The 16852-nt window shown below is 70.4% G+C and carries 17 protein-coding genes; 7 read left to right on the top strand and 10 right to left on the bottom strand.

Annotated features, from left to right (window positions below; translation table 11 throughout):
- Nucleotides 1-33: 33 nt before the first annotated feature.
- From pyrE to AB0I28_RS28235, 10 genes are all read right to left on the bottom strand, one after another.
- Nucleotides 34-576 carry an orotate phosphoribosyltransferase gene (gene pyrE / locus AB0I28_RS28280; protein ID WP_357498327.1) on the bottom strand — a complete coding sequence of 181 codons (543 nt, stop codon included), beginning with the start codon at nt 574-576 and terminating at the stop codon, nt 34-36.
- Between the two features lie 23 nt (nt 577-599).
- Complete coding sequence (locus tag AB0I28_RS28275; RefSeq protein WP_357498326.1) at nt 600-1430, bottom strand: SDR family oxidoreductase; 831 nt, start codon at nt 1428-1430, stop codon at nt 600-602.
- A gap of 89 nt (nt 1431-1519) precedes the next feature.
- Nucleotides 1520-2095 carry a hypothetical protein gene (locus AB0I28_RS28270; protein ID WP_357498324.1) on the bottom strand — a complete coding sequence of 192 codons (576 nt, stop codon included), beginning with the start codon at nt 2093-2095 and terminating at the stop codon, nt 1520-1522.
- A gap of 17 nt (nt 2096-2112) precedes the next feature.
- Nucleotides 2113-2679, bottom strand: coding sequence for a hypothetical protein (locus tag AB0I28_RS28265; RefSeq protein WP_357498322.1), 567 nt, complete (start codon nt 2677-2679; stop codon nt 2113-2115).
- 27 nt (nt 2680-2706) lie between these two features.
- Nucleotides 2707-3312: a hypothetical protein gene (locus AB0I28_RS28260; RefSeq protein ID WP_357498320.1), complete on the bottom strand. Its 606-nt coding sequence runs from the start codon at nt 3310-3312 to the stop codon at nt 2707-2709.
- Entirely contained in the window at nt 3309-3944 is a 636-nt protein-coding gene (locus AB0I28_RS28255; RefSeq protein WP_357498319.1) for a hypothetical protein, read from the bottom strand. Before AB0I28_RS28255 ends, AB0I28_RS28260 begins: the two co-directional genes overlap by 4 nt.
- Before the next feature lie 81 nt (nt 3945-4025).
- Nucleotides 4026-4778, bottom strand: a complete 753-nt coding sequence (locus AB0I28_RS28250) for a hypothetical protein (protein WP_357498317.1) — start codon at nt 4776-4778, stop codon at nt 4026-4028.
- A gap of 135 nt (nt 4779-4913) precedes the next feature.
- Nucleotides 4914-5141, bottom strand: coding sequence for a hypothetical protein (locus AB0I28_RS28245; RefSeq protein WP_357498315.1), 228 nt, complete (start codon nt 5139-5141; stop codon nt 4914-4916).
- Nucleotides 5142-5222: 81 nt separating this feature from the next.
- Nucleotides 5223-6194 carry a hypothetical protein gene (locus tag AB0I28_RS28240; protein WP_357498313.1) on the bottom strand — a complete coding sequence of 324 codons (972 nt, stop codon included), beginning with the start codon at nt 6192-6194 and terminating at the stop codon, nt 5223-5225.
- A 947-nt stretch (nt 6195-7141) separates the two neighbouring features.
- Nucleotides 7142-7903: a hypothetical protein gene (locus tag AB0I28_RS28235; RefSeq protein WP_357498311.1), complete on the bottom strand. Its 762-nt coding sequence runs from the start codon at nt 7901-7903 to the stop codon at nt 7142-7144.
- 255 nt (nt 7904-8158) lie between these two features.
- Between AB0I28_RS28235 and AB0I28_RS28230 the strand changes: the two genes are divergently transcribed.
- The 7 genes from AB0I28_RS28230 to AB0I28_RS28200 all read left to right on the top strand — a co-directional run bounded on the left by AB0I28_RS28230 (nt 8159) and on the right by AB0I28_RS28200 (nt 16781).
- Entirely contained in the window at nt 8159-8434 is a 276-nt protein-coding gene (locus tag AB0I28_RS28230) for a hypothetical protein (protein ID WP_184790620.1), read from the top strand.
- A gap of 87 nt (nt 8435-8521) precedes the next feature.
- A complete protein-coding gene (locus AB0I28_RS28225; protein ID WP_357498309.1) occupies nt 8522-8884 on the top strand; it encodes a hypothetical protein in 363 nt (120 codons plus the stop codon).
- Nucleotides 8885-9177: 293 nt separating this feature from the next.
- Complete coding sequence (locus AB0I28_RS28220) at nt 9178-12378, top strand: ATP-binding protein (protein ID WP_357498772.1); 3201 nt, start codon at nt 9178-9180, stop codon at nt 12376-12378.
- Nucleotides 12356-14155 (top strand): MFS transporter, encoded by a 1800-nt coding sequence (locus AB0I28_RS28215; RefSeq protein ID WP_357498307.1) that lies wholly within the window; start codon nt 12356-12358, stop codon nt 14153-14155. The genes AB0I28_RS28220 and AB0I28_RS28215 overlap by 23 nt, the downstream gene beginning before the upstream one ends.
- 30 nt (nt 14156-14185) lie before the next feature.
- Nucleotides 14186-14725, top strand: coding sequence for a hypothetical protein (locus AB0I28_RS28210; protein WP_357498305.1), 540 nt, complete (start codon nt 14186-14188; stop codon nt 14723-14725).
- Entirely contained in the window at nt 14725-15837 is a 1113-nt protein-coding gene (locus AB0I28_RS28205) for a M23 family metallopeptidase (RefSeq protein WP_357498303.1), read from the top strand. The genes AB0I28_RS28210 and AB0I28_RS28205 overlap by 1 nt, the downstream gene beginning before the upstream one ends.
- A gap of 56 nt (nt 15838-15893) precedes the next feature.
- Nucleotides 15894-16781 carry a DUF2268 domain-containing putative Zn-dependent protease gene (locus tag AB0I28_RS28200; protein ID WP_357498301.1) on the top strand — a complete coding sequence of 296 codons (888 nt, stop codon included), beginning with the start codon at nt 15894-15896 and terminating at the stop codon, nt 16779-16781.
- The last annotated feature ends 71 nt before the right edge of the window (nt 16782-16852 follow it).

Raw genomic sequence — 16852 nt, 5'->3', positions numbered from 1 at the left:
AGTTGGGGATTGATCGAAGAGGGGTGTTCGGGTCTACAGTCCGAGATCGTCGAGGTCGTACGCGGCCCGGTAGGGCAGTCCGGCGGCCTCCACGGCCTCCCGGGCTCCCCGGTCCACGATGACGGCGACGCCGACGATCTCGGCGCCGGCTTCGCGCAGCGCGTCGACCGCGGTGAGCACGCTGCCGCCCGTGGTGGAGGTGTCCTCGACGGCGAGTACCTTGCGTCCGGACACGTCCGGACCCTCGATGCGCCGTTGCAGGCCGTGCGTCTTCTCGCTCTTGCGCACCACGAACGCGTCCAGGGGGGTGAGCCTGGACGGCGTGGCGTTCGCCGCGTGGAGCATCGCGCCGGCCACGGGGTCGGCGCCGAGGGTGAGACCGCCGACGGCGTCGTAGTCCCAGTCGGCGGTCAACTCGTTCATCACCGCGCCGACCAGCGGCGCGGCGGCATGGTGCAGGGTCACACGGCGAAGGTCGATGTAGTAGTCGGCCTCACGCCCACTGGAAAGCACCACACGGCCTCGCACCACGGCGAGGTCGTGGATGAGGGTGCGCAGCTGGTCGCGCTCTGACATGCCTGACAGGGTACGTGGCGTGGTCAGTCGATTCCGCCGCGCCCCGACCGCTTCTGCAGGCGCCCGGCCAGCCGATACAGCAGGGATCTCGGCGCGTGTCTGACCACTTCGGACACAATGCGGTACCGGGCGGTGGGCACGCTGACGAGTCGGGAGCGGTCCAGATCGCGCAGCGCGGCCGCGACGACGTCGTCGGCGTCGAGCCATAGAGGGTCGGGAATGCCGGTGGTCTCGATGCCCGCGCGCTGGTGGAATTCGGTGCGCACGTAGCCGGGGCACAGGGCCATGACCCGCACGCCCTTCCCTTGCACCGCTTGGCCGATGGACTCCGAGAAGTTGGTGACGTAGGCCTTGGAGGCGTTGTAGGTGGAGCCCGGTCCGATGGGCCCGAAGCCGGCCACGGAGGAGACGTTGACGACCGCGCCCCAACCTCTGTCCATCATGGACGGTACGGCGGCGTGGGTGAGGCGGAGGACGGCCCGCACGTTCAGCCGCAACTGGCGTTCCTCGTCGTCGACGGGTGAGCCGAGGAAGCCGCGCGCCAAGCCCATGCCGGCGTTGTTGACGAGGAAGTCGACCCGGCGCGCCGCGTCGGATACCCGACCCTCCACGACTTCGCAGCCCTTGTCGTCGACGAGGTCGGCGGCGAGGGCCTCGACCTCGACACCGTAAGTCTCGTGCAGGAGTTCGGCCGCGTCGGTGAGGCGTTCGGCGTCCCTGGCGACCAGGACGAGGTCGTAGCCGTCGGCGGCGAGCCGGCGCGCGAAGGCGGCGCCGATGCCGGCGGTGGCGCCGGTGATCAGAGCCCGGCGGGCCCCGGGGTGGGCCGCTGGCCCGAAGATGGCGGATTCCATGGCCTCACTGTGTCATTGGCCGATCGCGGCCGACGGGTCAGGTCGGCTGGTCGGGGGCCGTGAGCTGGGCGATGATCACCCGCGCGGGCTCAGGTGGCCGCCGGGACGCCCTTGCGGGCGGCTTCGGGCACGGCGCGGAACCACTGGTTGGCCGGCGGGGTCGCCAGCAGCACGATGATCGCCAGGTAGGCCGCGAAGGTCAGCGCCTGCACGACCACGTTCGCCCCCGACCACCAGCCGGGCGTCGCCGCGTCGAGGGCCTGTTCGACGCGCTGCGCGGTGGCGGCGTCGGCGCCGTAGCCGCTCGGTGAGCCCTCGCCGACGAGCCCGCAGACCCCGCACAGGACGAGCGGCCCGGCGACCGCCCAGGTGCACGTGCGGGCCCAGCGCCTGCCGGCGAGGTAGAAGCGGGCGAGGGCGGCGAAGGCCAGCGAGCACAGCAGCCACAGGCCGATCACGGTGTAGGAGGCAAGGCGGGTGGTGAACACCGCCGTCTCGCGCTGGGCCTCCATGGGGAACTCCTCGGCGAGCGCGTCGGGGAGTACGGCGAGGAGTCTGCCGGTGAGCAGGACGCTGAGGACGGCCCCGGCGAGCGCGAGCGCGGCGGTGGCGTACTGGACGCGGGCCGCGACGGTCACCACCGTCGGCTGCAATATGGGGCGCATCGCCCCAAACTAGTACATCACGACCACTGGGTCGGGTAGTTCTGCGCGGGGTAGGCGGTTTTCGCGGCGCGGACGGCGGCGAACCAGGCGGCGGCTCGGCCGGTCGCCAGCATGATCACGATGACCACGTTGGCGATCAGGACGAGGCCCGTGACGATGGCCAGGATCGCGAAGTAGCCGGGGCCCAGCGAGTAGTTGTAGGCGTAGTCGCTGAGCTGACTGCTGACCGTCGCGCTGGAGATGACCGAGAAGCCGTCGCACAGGGCGGCGGCCCCGGCGACGCAGAACACGGCGACGCGCGGGCCGTGCTGGCCGCGCAGGACGAAGACCGCCAGCACGCCGACGGCGATGTGCAGCATCGGGCCGAGGCAGCCGGCGAAGGCGGGACCCACGCTCTGGGAACTCATGTGGCCGGCGTCGGAGACGAGGCTGATCATCATCAGCACGCCGATGAACCCGATGGCGAACATCAAGACCGCGGCGGTCAGCACCTGCGAGGGCCGCTCGGGCACGACTTGCCGGCCGGACGCCTGATAGGCGGCGTGCTGGTACGGGTTGGCGGGCCCTTGGGGCGGGTAGGTCACGGGTGGGCTCCCGGTTGCTGGGGTGGGTCAGCGCGGAACCGCGAAGCCTCCACCGCCGGTCGGCGGCTGCCGACGGGTGAAGTGCTCCCCCGACGCCGGCAGCACGAACAGGAAACCGGCCGGCGTGAAGGCGACGATGCCGAGCACGTTGTGCGCCAAGGTATACGAGGCGTACCAGTCGGGCAGGGCGGCCGTGACGTCCTCGGTGTCGACGGCCGAAACGGCGGTGTCGGCGGTCAGCGCCAGGATGTTCTGGAGCGCGCCGCCGTAGACCACGCACAGGATCGACACCGCCAGCAGGAGGCCGCACAGGCCGAGCGCGACCCAGTAGCCCATCGGGCGGCCGCGCAGCAGGCTCGCACCGGCGACCGCCGACACGGCGGCCAGCAGCAGCCAGATGAGCCCGAGGCCCACGACGGTGGCCGTGACCTGGACGTCGAGGCGGTCGCCGGTCGCCTGAAGCTCGGCGCGCAGGGCGTCGGGAAGACCGATCGCGGCGGCACCCGACACCAGCGCCCACAACGCGGTCAGCGCCGCACCGGCGAAGAAGAAGGCCGCGGCCAGGCGCACCGTCGCCGGTGGCCGGCCGCGGCCGTCGGGGATCCCGAAGCCCCCGCTGGGGATCTCGGTCACAGCTTCCCCGGCGGCTCGTAGGGCAGGTAGATCTGCGGCTGCACGGACTGGCGCGCCGGCCGGAAGTACTCGTGCGCGGCCGGGAGCAGCAGCAGGATGACCACGGCGGCGTACATGCCGGTCGAGACGATGTTCTGGATCACCGAGTAGGCCGTGAACCAGCCCGGCATCAGCGACTGGACGTCGATCTCCTGCGCCCAGGCGTATTCGCCCCCGCCGGTGGTGTTGCTCGTCGTCAGCGTGCTCTGCAGGCCGGAGGTCAGGACGCTGAACAGGCCGCAGAGGACCGCGATGCCGCCGAGGATCCAGGTCGTGATGCGCACGCCGTTGACACCCCGCAGGGTCCAGATGCCCAGCAGCGCGAAGGCCCCCGGCCAGATCAGCAGGCAGAAGTAGACCACGCCCATGGTGATCGCCATGAGGTTGGCGAACTCCTCGGCCTCGGCGGCGCTCGGCGCGCCGGAGGACAAGAACGCCTCGGACAGCTCCGGGATCAGCGACTTGGCGACCAGGTAGCTGACGATCGCGTTGACCAGGGCGAACGCGAAGACCGCGAACTGGAGGTAACCCGCGATGGAGACGACGCCCGGGCGTGGCGGCTTGGCGGGTACGGCGAACTGTGGGGCGGCCACGGGGCACCTTTCGGCGTGGGGCGAACATGACGGAGGCGGCGCCTTGACGGCGCCGCCTCGAAGTTACGGGGTCCGCGCCGGTTACGCCATACCGGCGGCGCGGGCGGACTTGTGCGCGTTGAACCAGTCCTTCGACGGTCCCATCGCCAGCGTGACGATGATGCCGATGCCGCAACCGATCAGCAGGATGCTGAAGATCAGGTTGAGGGTCATGTACCAGCTCGGGTAGGCCGACACCAGGGTGTCGGAGCTGCTCAGCGCCGCGTTGGAGATCAGGCCGATGCCCCAGCACGCGAGGAAGATGCCGTAGAGCACGAAAGCGGCGATCCGGGCGCCGTTGCGGCCCCGCAGCACGCCGAGCGCGATGGCCGTGAAGCCCGCCGCGACGATGATGTAGATGACCGCGCTGATGATCGAGAAGGACGGCACGCTGCCGACCACATCGCCCATCGCCACGAAGGACAGGATGCCGCTCAGGAACGACAGCGCCACCGTGGCCATGATCAGCATCGCCGCGATCGTCACGATCTGCGGACGCTCGCCGGGAGGCTGCACCTGCCCGAAGGCGGGCTGGCCGTAACCGGGCTGCTGGCCGTAGGCGGGCTGACCGTAGGCGGGCTGCTGCTGGCCGTACGGCGCACCCGAGGCGGGCTGCTGGCCGTACGGGTCGGGCTGGCCGTAAGGGGCCGGTGACTGCGGCTGGCCGTAGGGAGCACCTGAAGCGGGCTGCTGGCCATACGGGGCACCCGACGCCGGCTGCTGGCCGTAAGGGTCAGGTTGCTGCCCGTACGGATTCTGCTGCCCGCCGGGAGGCTGCTGTGGTGGATAGGTCATGACGGGTGTCCTCTTTCCGTACAGGGTCGATCGAGCGCCCACCATACCTTCGCAGTGCGACAAGGGGGCGTTTCCGACCGCAACGCACGCCGAGGGAGACCGTACTGTGACCTTTCGGCCGCCCAGGGCGACCGTTCAGGCGCGACCGTCACGCTCGTCGAGGGCGGCACCGAGCAGTCCGTACTGCTCGGCCGCGGCCTCGCGCAGCCAGCCGGGATCGACATCGGTGCCCTCGGGGCGGATGCCGGTGTGAATGCGGTCGTAGGCGATCTCGCTGAGCAGGACCGACACCTCTTCGAGCAGGGCCGGCGCCAGCGGTGGCCGGGAGTCGGGACGGGACGCGTCACGCGGGATGTCGTTCATGCCGCCGTCACTCTCCTCAAGCCACGATCGGCTAACTCGGCGTCACACCAGTATGCCCCAGGCGCAAGGGGGCGCCAACTCTCACCGGCTCGCCCTGGCGTCGGATTCGGGCAACTGCGCGCGCACATAACGCGTCAGCCGCTCCATCAGCGCACGGTTCCCGATCACCTGGAAACCCTTGCCCCCCAGCAGTTCCGGCAGGACCTGGCGCAGGGCACCGCCGACGGTCGCGCCGTCGGCGACCAGCGCCGCGCAGTCACCGATCAACCGGTCGGTGTAGTCACGGACCAGGCCCGGATCGGGCGGATCGATGGTGAGCCGGCCGTCGCCGGTCGAGGGGCCCTGTTCGAGGCTGACCGTGTCGATCCGCCGCCGCCGGCCCAGCGGACGCTCCACATACGCCTCGTACCAGGACATGCGCTCACCCTCGACCGAGACGTGACCGCTGCGCGCGCGCATCACGGCCAGGACCAGCAGGATGTCGTCGTGCAGGGCGGCGAGGCGGCTCGGCCCGTGCTGGGTCTCGCCGGTGACCTCGGCCTTCTCGGCCAGCCAGCGGCGGTAGGGCCAGATGTCGGCCGGTACCGGTCCGTGGAAACCGACGTAGGCGAGGATCAGCCGCGCCAGATGGCGCTCCCAGTCCGTCGCGCACGCCCCGTAGATGCGGCCGACGACACCACGGGAGTCGGTGCGCGCCAGTGCGCCGACCTCCACCCGCATACGCCGAAACCGGTCCAGCATCAGGCATTCGGCGACACGGAAGGCCCACCCGTCGGGGTCGGCGACCGAGTCGCGGTGGTCGTCGAAACGGCGGCACGTCAGGCACAGGATCTCGCCGTGCTCACTGACGCACTCGGCGCAGGTCGCCGACGCGGTCGTGCCGCGCGGGTCGTCGGGAGAGTAGGGGGCGATCTGGGTCGGGCACCACCACTCCACGCCTTGCGTGCGGTGGAGCGCGTGCCGCAGCGGTGCGGTGGCGTGCCAGACGACGCGCGCGAACTGCGGGTACCAGGCGGCCGAAGTCGCCCGGCGAGCATTGTCCAAACGGGACATCGCGACCTCCGGGAATCACTTTTGGGGAAGGGAGGTGCGGGCGACGCTGCCCAGAGGGTCGAAGCGGTGTGCGCGCGGGTGGTGCGGGGTGACGAGGGGTGGTGGGCGCGGTGCGCCGGTGGGCGCGGGTGGTGCTGCGCTGCGCTGCACTGTGCTGCCGGGGTGTGGGAGCGCCGATGCTTCGGACCCGGAAGGGTGGAACTTAGGGGTCGTTAAGGTGGTGGGTCTCCAGCATGCCAAGATCCATAGAGGACAGTCCAGAGGGTTGGGTTGTTTTTTGGGGTTTGGGTTTGGGTTTGGGTTCGGGTTCGGCCCTGGGGTTCGGGTTCGGGTTCGGCTTGGGGCCGGGACAGGGCCGGGGGACGCGTCGGGTCGGGTTCCGCGCGTCGGGCGCCGCTGCCGGACTCCGGCGCCTGCGCCTGCGCCTGCGCCTGCGCCTGCGCACGTATCTATCTGTGTTCACCGCCCTCCTGCCCGCGGCCCGCGGCTCGCGGCTCGCGGCTCGCGGCTCGCGGCTCGCGGCGGGCACGGTATCGCCCAACACCCCCACCAACCTGCCATCGGCCATCGGCCCTCGGCCACCGGCACCGGCACCGGCACCAGGCAGGGCAACCGAGCACCGAGCCGGAGCACCGAGCCGGCGCCCAGTCCGGAACCGGCCATCCCGCAGCCCTCACCCGGCCTCACACTCCGAGCTCACACTCCGAGCTCACACTCCGAACCCACAGCCCGGCCCACGCCCCAACTCCACTCCGGACCCACGCCCGAGCCCCGCCGCCCCACCTAGGGTGTGTCCTGGTGGTCTTGTGGGTGCGAGGCGGGGCTCGTTTTTCTTCTGGCAAGCCGTTCTTTCGCCCTGGTACCGGTGTTGTACCTGGGCGAAAGAACGGTGCCGCCAGGGGGAAAACGAGTCCGCCGCAGCCCCGCAGTGATCACCAGGACACGCCCTAGTCCATCGGCCACACGCTGATCTCGATCGACCCCGCCAGCCTCAACGGCTCCCGCACCGACCCGTACGGCGCCAGCGCGAAGTCCGCCAGCCTCACCAGCCGCCGCCCCTCGTCCTCGGGCGTGTCGATGTCGATCACCAGCAGGAAATTCCCATCGGCGTCCTGGTACACCCACCCCGGTTCGGCGTCGGCGGGGATCGCCAGTTCAGGCTCGTCCCAGGGCCGGATCCGATCGCGAGAGGTTGACGCGTAAGGGATCGAGGAGGTGGGCAGGGACGTATTGTGGGGCCCGGTAGCCGTTGGAGAGGGCTCGTTGGTGGCACCCGTGATGGAAGTAGTGGCAGGCTGGGCTTGTGGCGCAGCCACAATGTCACTGCGTCCTGCGATCATGGGAGGAGACTCCCCACGGGGTGTGATCGCGATGTACGCGGGAGATGGCGTTGAGATGAGGGCTTTAAGCTCGACCTGGGAGGCGAGGCGGACGGCGATGCCGGCCGCGATCGCACACAGGAGCACGCCCGCGCCCACCACCCCGAAGATCCACATGAGGCCTTCGGTGGGGGCGAGGGTCGCGGCGGCGGCGCCCGCGGCGCCGATGAAGATCGTGCCGGCGACGATGCCGGCGAGCGCCGGTCCCCGGCCCATCTTGGGGCGGCGGGCCGAAGGCCATTTCGCGGAGGCCCGGGCTATGCCGAGCTGCACCGCGGAAAGACCCGTCAGGACTATGCCCACGACGACCAGCGCGCCGGCCAGGATCACTGTCCGTTCCATCGGTGCACCTCCTCGAACTTCGAGGCTATGCGATGAACACCGATCCCGCCCGTCGCGAAACTCCGAGCGGCCCCGATGCTCCACTCACGACACCTGGGCCACGTACAGTCCGATATACGACAGAGCGGTGATTGTGGAGCGTTTCGCCATGCGTAATGAAACCCATCGTCACGGCGGACCACCATATTGTGAGGTTCACGTGCAACTTGACCAGGCGCGAGAGATCGAAGGAGGCGCGGACCGATGCTGAGGACGGCACTGCACGACATCGCGCCGATGCTCGCCGGGGCTGAGGCGGACATCAACACCAAGGGAGTCATCGACTTCTTCCTCAGCAAGATCGCCCCGATCCTGCTGGGCGTGCTGGGGCTGATCTTCATCGGCCGCGCGAACAAGGGAGAGATCTCCAAGGTCATGACATCGTCGGCGATCGCGATCGTCGGCCTGGCCTTCATCGCCGGAGCGGTCACGCTGGTGTTCCTCGGTGGAACCCTCGTCGACCTGTTCTTCACCGACTAGAAGGCTCAGCGAGCGGCGCCGCAGGGCGTCGACGGGGTACGCGTTTGGGAAGGACGCGGACCTTGGGAACGACGGCAGGAGTTGGCATTGAGGCTACGTACGGACGATGACATCTATCGTGCGCGGCTGCTCTACCTGGGGCCGCCTGGATACACGCTGCCCATTCACCTGCCGTACGCACAATATGGAGTGTTCGCGGCGTGCCTCGCCCTCTACATGTTCTTGTACTGGGCCTTCTTCCAGGACGTGAATCTCTTTCCAGCCTGGGAGATCGCGCTGGCCATGGTGACCACCTCGCTGATCTTCCGCAACGTCGATCCCGACCGCCCTGCCAGGGCGGTGCTGCGCACGGTCGTCACCGACTGGCGCTCGACCCGGGAACCGAATCAAGAACAGCGCGACCAGCGCCTCGTCGCGCGTGCCGTGCGCATCCGTGAGGTTGTCCAGTGACTGAACCCCAACGCCCCGACGACGAGCGGTCCGGCAACGGCTCCCCGCAGGGACAGAAGGGTCCCATCGCGGTCTTCCGCGCGCCGAAGAAGCCGCGCGGGGAGGGCACCGAGAAGGACTCGCGGATCGCCGAGGCCCTCGACGGTGAGGAGCCGCCGCAGCCGGTGCCCCCGCGCCCCGCGGGCGCCGTGACGCCCCCTCCGCCTCCGCGCGAGCGCACGAGGCGCCCGGACTGGCCGACCGAGCCGCTCGACACCGCCATCGCCGACGCCGTGTTCGGCCCGCGCGTGCCCATGGTCGCCGAGGAGCCCTCCCAGCGGCCCCCGGAGCGTCCTTCGGAGGCCCGCGCGACCGAGCAGCCGAGCAGCGAGGCGCAAAAGGAGCGCGAGGTCCAGACCGCGCGCAACGAGCAGCGCGGCCGGGAAGAGCAGCGTCGCGCCGACCAGCGCGGCCGCGAGGTGCAGCGCCGCCAGGCGCAGGCCGAGCAGCGGGCCGCCCAACAGCCCGCCAGGCAGCCCGCCCAGCAGCCCGAGCAGAAGCCCGCGCCCCCGCGCGCGCCGGAGCGCCAGGCGCCGCCCGTCGCCCAGCAGCGGACCCAGGAGCCGGCCCGCCCGGTCGCCCCGCCGCGTCCGCCGGTGATGAAGCCGCCGCCGCCCGGGCCGCCCGCCGCGCCCTTTGCGCAGCCCCCGGCCCCTCCCGTGCAGGCCGCTCCCCCGGCCGTGCCGGGACGCCAGCTCGAACCGATGCCGCAGCGTCTGCCGGTCCCGCAGCAGGAGTACGACCCGAGGCTGCGCACCGCGCCGCCCGGGACGCGCCCGGCCGAACCGCGCCCACTGTCCAAAAAGGAGCAGAAGCAGGCCGAGAAGGAGGCCAAGCGCGCGCAGCTGTTCCGGCAGTCGAAGCCGCCCCGCTTCAAGGACCGCAGCCCGGTGCAGGAGCTCGCGCTCACCGAGATCGCCGGGCACCTGACCTTCACGCCGATCTCGGTGACGGCCTGGTACCGGCTGCCCGAGGTCCGCTGGGCCTTCCGGCCCGACACCGAGCGCGAGGCGCTGATCTCGGCGATCGCCGAGCAGTACTCGGGCATGGCCGGCTTCCGGCTGCACCTGCGCCGCACCAACCGGCCCTTCCCGGCCGCCGACTGGGCGCGCACGGTCGACCGCAACACCGCGCGACCGCTGCCGACCGTCCCGGGAGCCAACAGCTGGGCCGACCACCTCGTCGCCGCCCAGCAGCACCTGCACGACATGAGCCACGCCGAGGGCCAGACCTACCTCGGGATCAGCTTCGCGCGCCGGACGCTGGCCGACACCGTCGGCGAGCGCTTCAACCGGCTTCGCGGGCGCGGGACGCTCGACGTCGAACGCCGTCGTCTCGACCGGATGACCGAGCAGTTCGACGAGGTCCTCGGCGCCTACGGCGTTCGCGGGCGGCGCGTGACGCCGCACGAGCTGGAGTGGCTGATCTACCGCTCGGTGGCGCTGGGCGCCTCACCGCCGGAGGAGCTGTCGCCGGTGTCGGACACCGGTTGGGCGCCGGGCGATCTGCTGGCGCTGACCGAGCAGATCGAGCGGTACCGGACGCCGTACGGGTCGACCGTGAAGCTCGTCAACCGCCTGACCGGCGAGGAGACGCACACCGCGATCCTCACCGTCGGGCGCATGGAGGAGCTGGAGATCCCGGAGCGGCACGAGCCGTGGCTGCACTTCCACGAGCGACTGCCGTGGCCGATGGAGATCTCGTCGCGGGTCGACGTCCTCGGTCCGGGTGAGGCCTTCCGGAACCTGGAGCACCGGCTGCGGATGATCCGTTCGCAGCAGCACGACTACGACGAGCACTCGATGGACGCGCCGCCGGAGCTGGAACGTCTGGCGCAGCGTGCCCTGGGAGTCGGCGACGAGATGACCACCGGTCTGCCCACCGACGCCTCCCGAATCCATGGTTGGCACCGGATCGCGGTGTCGGCGGCCTCGCGCGAGGAGTGCCTGGAGCGCGCTCGGCGGCTGATCAAGATGTACGGCCGCGAGATGCGCATCTCCCTGCAGCACCCGAAGAACCAGGACTGGCTGGCCCGTGAGTTCATTCCGGGCGAGCCGATCGCCAACACCGGATACGTGCGGCGCATGCCGGTGCGGTTGTTCGCCGCGGCGCTGCCGCAGGCGGCGTCCACTGTGGGCGATCGACGCGGCGACCTGATCGGCCGCACGTCGGGCACCTGCCGGCGTCCGGTGTTCCTCGACCTCCACTTCCCCATGGAGGTAAGGGAAAGGTCCGGTCTGGCGGTCTTCGTCGCCGAGCCCGGCGGTGGTAAGTCCACATTGCTCGGCGCACTCGGCTACCTCGCCGCCCGCCGCGGCGTCCAGGTCACGCTCCTCGACCCGTCCGGGCCGCTGGCGCGACTGTGCGAGATGCCCGAGCTCAAGCCCTACGCGAGGGTCATCAACCTCACCGGCCAGCAGTCGGGGACCCTGGCGCCCTACGCGCTGATCCCCACGCCCCGCCGCGAGCACTGGGGCGAGGGCCCGGAGGCCGACCGCGACTTCGAGATCGCGGTGTCCAACGCGCGCGCCGAGCGGCGCATGCTCGTCCAGGACATCTGCTCGATGCTCGTACCGCCCCAGGTCGCGCGTGAGGCGGGAACAGCCCGGCTCCTGCGGCACGCCGCGCGGGCCGTCCCGGCCGAGGAGACCAGCACCCTCGAAGACGTCGTCGACGTCCTCCAGGACGAAGGCGACGAGGGCGCCGAACTGGCCGCGCTGCTCCTCGACACCGCCGAGATGCCGCTGGCGATGCTGTTCTTCGGCTCCCCGCCGCCCGACACGCTCGGCGACGAGGCCGCCCTGACCGTCATCACCATGGCCGGGCTGCGCCTGCCCGACCTCAAGATCGAGCGCGAGTACTGGTCGGCCGAGGAAGCCCTCGCCCTGCCGATGCTGCACACCGCGCACCGCCTTGCCGTCCGACGCTGCTACGGCGGCGACATCAACCGCCGCAAGCTCGTCGGCCTCGACGAGGCCCACTTCATGGAGGGCTGGCGCTCCGGGCGCTCCTTCCTCGTGCGCCTCGCGCGCGACTCCCGAAAGTGGAACCTCGCCGCCCTGGTCGCCTCCCAGAACCCCAAGGACATCCTCGGCCTCGACGTACAGAACCTGGTCTCCACCGTCTTCGTCGGCCGCATCGCCGAAGACGCCGAAATCGCGCAGGAGGCCCTCCGCCTTCTGCGGGTACCCACCGATGTCGGATACGAGCAAACCCTTGCCGCACTGTCCTCTGTGGACGCATCATCGGCGGAAAGGTTGCCGTACCGGGAGTTCATCATGCGCGACGTCGACGGACGGGTCCAGCGGATCCGCGCCGACATCTCCTACGCCGCGCGCCTGCTGGAGTTCCTGGACACCACTCCCGGTGTTCCCGGACCGGTCGGTGGCGCCGCCGCCGGCGGACCTCACGCGAAGTCCATGGTGGAGGGTGATGGGAATGTGGCGCGTCGGTAAACACAAGCTCGCCGCGGCGGTGCTCGCCGTGGGCGTCGCCGCGCTCGCGGTGATGTTCGTGCCCGGGATCGCCGGAGCCGAGGAGGAGGATCCCAAGGACCCGAGCGGCAAGTGCGCGCTCTCGGTCTGGCAGGAGGATCCCGTCGGCTGCGCCAACGCTTTGCCACCGGTCCCCAAGGACGCCTGCAAGGAGACGCCGGCGCCCAGCGCGCCCGACTCCGGCCTGGCGGGCTGGTTCTCCAGCGACCCCAAGCTCCCCACCGAGACCGAGGCGGGCTTCTACAGCACCTACGGGTACGCCGGCTATCAGGCCAGGCTGTACGACGTCGGCTGCCTGGGCGGCACACCCGTCGACAGCTATACCGGCGCCAACAGCATCGCCGGCGGCGAGTTCATGATCGCCACCGGCATCACCGGCGCGTCCAACGCGCTGCGCGAGTGGGCCTGGCAGCCCGCCGACGCGTGGAGCTGGTCGGACAACCTCGTCAAGACGGCCACGCAGGCGGTCTACGAGAAGGTCTTCAGCGTCTTCGGCATCATCACCGTCGGCGTCGTCGGCCTCTACCTGATCTGGCGCTCGCGGCAGGCGGAGATGTCCTCGGCGATGACGACCGTCGGCTGGGCGGTGTTCATGCTCGTGCTGGTCACGGCGGTCGCGAAGTGGCCGACGGAGTCGGCGCAGGTCGCCGACGGCGCCATGACGACCGCGCTGACCACGGTGAACAACGCCGTCGGGCCGCCGAGCGCCTGCGACGACGCCACCGAGCCGTGCGTCGACGAGCGGCCGGCGGCGGTGCGGGCGTCCGACACCGTCACGGAGAACCTGCTCTACAACAACTGGCTGCGGGCGACGCTGGGCTCGGCCGACAGCGAGGCGGCGAAGTTCTACGGCGAGGCGCTCTACGAGACGACGGCCTTCAGCTGGCAGGAGATCGAAGAGGTCCGCGCCGACCCCTCCCGCCGCACGACGCTCGCCGAGGAGAAGGCGGCCCGCTGGCGCGCCATCGCCGGTGAGATCCAGCGCTCCTATCCCGAGGAGTACGAGCACCTTCAGGGCGTGCGCGGCTGGGAGCGTGTCGGAGCCGGCTTCCTGGCGATCCTGTCGGCACTGTTGTTCGCGCTGTTCGACATCACCGCCAGCATCCTGATCATTCTCGGCTTCCTGCTGATCCGCTGGGCGATCATCGCCCTGCCGATCATCGGCACCATCGCGATCCTGCGGCCGGCCGGCGGCGGGTTCAAACGGCTGATCAACATCGTGCTGTCGGCGGTCATCAACGTGATCGTCTTCGGGGTCGCGGCCGCGGTGTATCTGTTCGCCGTCGACCAGATCCTCTCCAGCGCACTGGCTCCGTGGCTGCAGATCCTGCTCATCGCCCTGACCGGCGCGGCGGCGTGGATGCTGCTGCGCCCATACCGGCGCATGCTCTCGCTCGGCGGCGGCGGTTCCATGAGCGACTCGTTCTGGGGCAGCAGCAAGAAGAAAGAGGAGCACGTCAAGATCATCGAGCGCGGCGGTTCGCGCGGCGCCATCACCGCGCGCGAGGAACGGCCCGAGACGCGGGCCGAGGAGTCGCGCGCCGATGCCGTCGAAGAGTCCGGGTCGAGCAGTTCCGACCGGCCCGAGGTGCGCCGAGATCCCACGCCCACACCGCGAGCCGGCGGCGGACCCGGAGTGGCCGTGTACCGGCCGTCGGGTGCCCGCACGTCCTCGACCGTGACCAACTACGAGCCGGCGGACAGACCGCACACCTACTCGGGCTCGCGGCCCGACTAGACCCACCCCGATCGAAGAGCAGGACCTCGCATGCGCCGGATCACCCGACTGCTGTTCACCCGCTACGGAATCGTCGGCGCCATCGTCCTGATCGTCGTCGTGGTGCTCACCGTCAGCCGGGCGATCAACGGCCCCGGCGACAGCGGGAGCGCGGGCAACAACGTGGCCGGCGACGAGACCTCGTCGCCGGTGCAGGTGCCCGACGACGGGGTCGTCCATTCGAGCGGATTGCCGACAGCTCCGCAGGAGCCGGCGCTCACCGAAGGCGCCGAGGACCTCCTCTCCGTCGCCGGTGACTTCGCTCAGAAATGGGCACAACCCGGGAAAAGCGCCCAGAAATGGCACGACTCGCTGGGGCCTTTGTCCACCGAGGAGCTGAAAGTCCAGCTCGCCGGCGTCGACCCGATCTCGGTGCCCACGAACGAACTCCTGGGTGAGCCGGAGCTGTCGTTTCAGCGAGGCGACCTCGCGGAGGTGACAGTGAGCGCTGTTGGTGGCACACTGCGATTGAGTCTGACGGTCACCAATGGACAGTGGCTGGTCAGCGGCATCGACTGGGAGCGAGGCTGATGCCAGCGGGATCCGTGCGCCGACGGGGACGCGTCATCGCCTGGGTGGCGAGCGCGACGACCCTGGTCCTGTGCTGCGCGGGAACCCTGGTGTTCACGTTCTTCTCGGGTCAGCCCGATTCGGATGCGATCAACCTGGTCGGTTGCGGCACCACGAATGCGATCAATGTGGACGGTGAGCTGCCCTCGGTCGGCAATCTCAACGAGGAGCAGCGCTACCACGCCGCGGTGATCATCAAGGTGGGGCAGGACAAGCAGATTCCGCCGCGCGGCTGGGTGATCGCGATCGCCACGGCGATGCAGGAGTCGACGCTGCACAACTACGGCCACCTCGGCGACGCCAACGACCACGACTCGCTCGGGTTGTTCCAGCAGCGGCCGAGCATGGGCTGGGGCACGCCCGCGCAGATCCTGGATCCGGAGTACTCGGCGGGGCGGTTCTACGGCAAGCTCAAGACGATCGAGGGCTGGGAGAAGTTGCCGCTGACCATTGCCGCGCAACGGGTCCAGGTCTCGGCCTTCCCCGACGCCTACGCCAAGTGGGAGCCGCTGGCGACCGACGTCGTCAACGTTCTCACCGACGGTGCCGCTCGCGCGGCCGTCGGCGCCAACGCCGGGACCTGCGCCAACGTCGGCGAGATCTCGGCCTCGGGCTGGACCGCCCCCGTCCAGGAGGGCATCGTTTCGGGCTACCGGACCGCCGAGCGTCCCACCCACGACGGTGTCGACCTCGGTTCGCCGCGCGGGACGGTCATCCACGCGGCGTCGGCCGGTGTGGTGTCGCTGATGATGTGCAACGCCTCCTACCCCGGCGGCGGGGCGTACTCGTGCGACGTGGACGGTTCGCCGTCGATCATGGGCTGCGGTTGGTATGTGGAGATCACGCACGCTGCCGGTGTGGTGACGCGCTACTGCCACATGGTCAAGCAGCCCGACGTGTTCGTGGGGCAGAAGGTCGTCGCGGGGCAGCCCATCGGCATCGTCGGCACCTCGGGCAACTCCTCGGGGCCGCACCTGCACTTCGAGGTGCACCTCAACAACGACACGAGTTCGTCGGGGGCGACCGACCCGGGTGCGTTCATGCAGCTGCGTGGGGCGCCTTTGCAGGGGTGAGGGCCGGGTCAGCCCGACTTGCCCCTGACGCGACGTCAGGTCTTAGCGTCGTGGGCATGACGATCACCGTTCTCGACACCCACGCCGGCATGCGCCGTGTCCTGACCGCGCCCGCCGATGACCGCGCCGAAATCCTGCGCGAGATGCTCGAACCCGCCAAGGGCATGTACCGCTACTTCCCCGGCGAGGTCGACCTGGTCGCCTTCCATGGGCGTTCGGCGGGTTTCCCCTTCGACCGCGACGAGACCCGATGCCTTGAGGCGCTGGACACGCTCGCCTCGGCGGATGCCTGGGGGCGCGTCCAGAAGGCCCTCGACGACGCCGTCGAGGCGCAGCTCGCGGCGACACCCGGCGTGAACGTCCCCGACATCACCGTGCTGCTCCTGCTCGGCAACCCCGACGACGAGGTCTTCATGACCCACGGGCTCGGCGTGACGGGCAACGGCAGCGTCCCGGGCTACATCACGATCACCGTGTGGCCGACGCCGGAGAACGTGGAACGGCTGGAGGCCACCGCCGTGCACGAGCTCAACCACAACCTCCGCTACAGCCCCGGCGGGGCGGTGTGGGACCCGGCGACCGTCAACGTCGGTGAGCACGTCGTGTCGGAAGGGCTCGCCGACGCCTTCGCGCGCGGGCTTTACGGCGACGAGCTGGGCTACACGCGCATCGGTGTGCCGCATCTCGGTGACGACGCGGTCTTCGCGAAGGTCGTGACCGGTCTTGAGGTGACGGGCATGCACAACTTCTCGTCCTGGGTCCACGGGGACGCCATCGCCGCGAGCTACGGCGGCACGCCGGTCGGGCTGCCCACCGGCGCCGGATACGCCGCCGGGAACCGGATCGTCGACGCCTACCTCGCCGCGACGGGCAAGTCGGCGGCCCAGGCGCTGCACGACGACAGCACGACGATCATCGCCACCGCCCTCGGCCGGGAGGACTAGGGGCCACCGGGGCCGGGGCCGGCGAAGCGCGCCGGGCGGGGCCCCAAGACCTAGCCGGTTCCGCGCGGCCA

Origin of the sequence: Phytomonospora sp. NPDC050363, assembly GCF_040655735.1 — a bacterium.
GTDB lineage: Bacteria > Actinomycetota > Actinomycetes > Mycobacteriales > Micromonosporaceae > Phytomonospora.
Note: the sequence above shows the minus strand (reverse complement) of the source record. Positions and strands in the feature narration are given on the sequence as shown.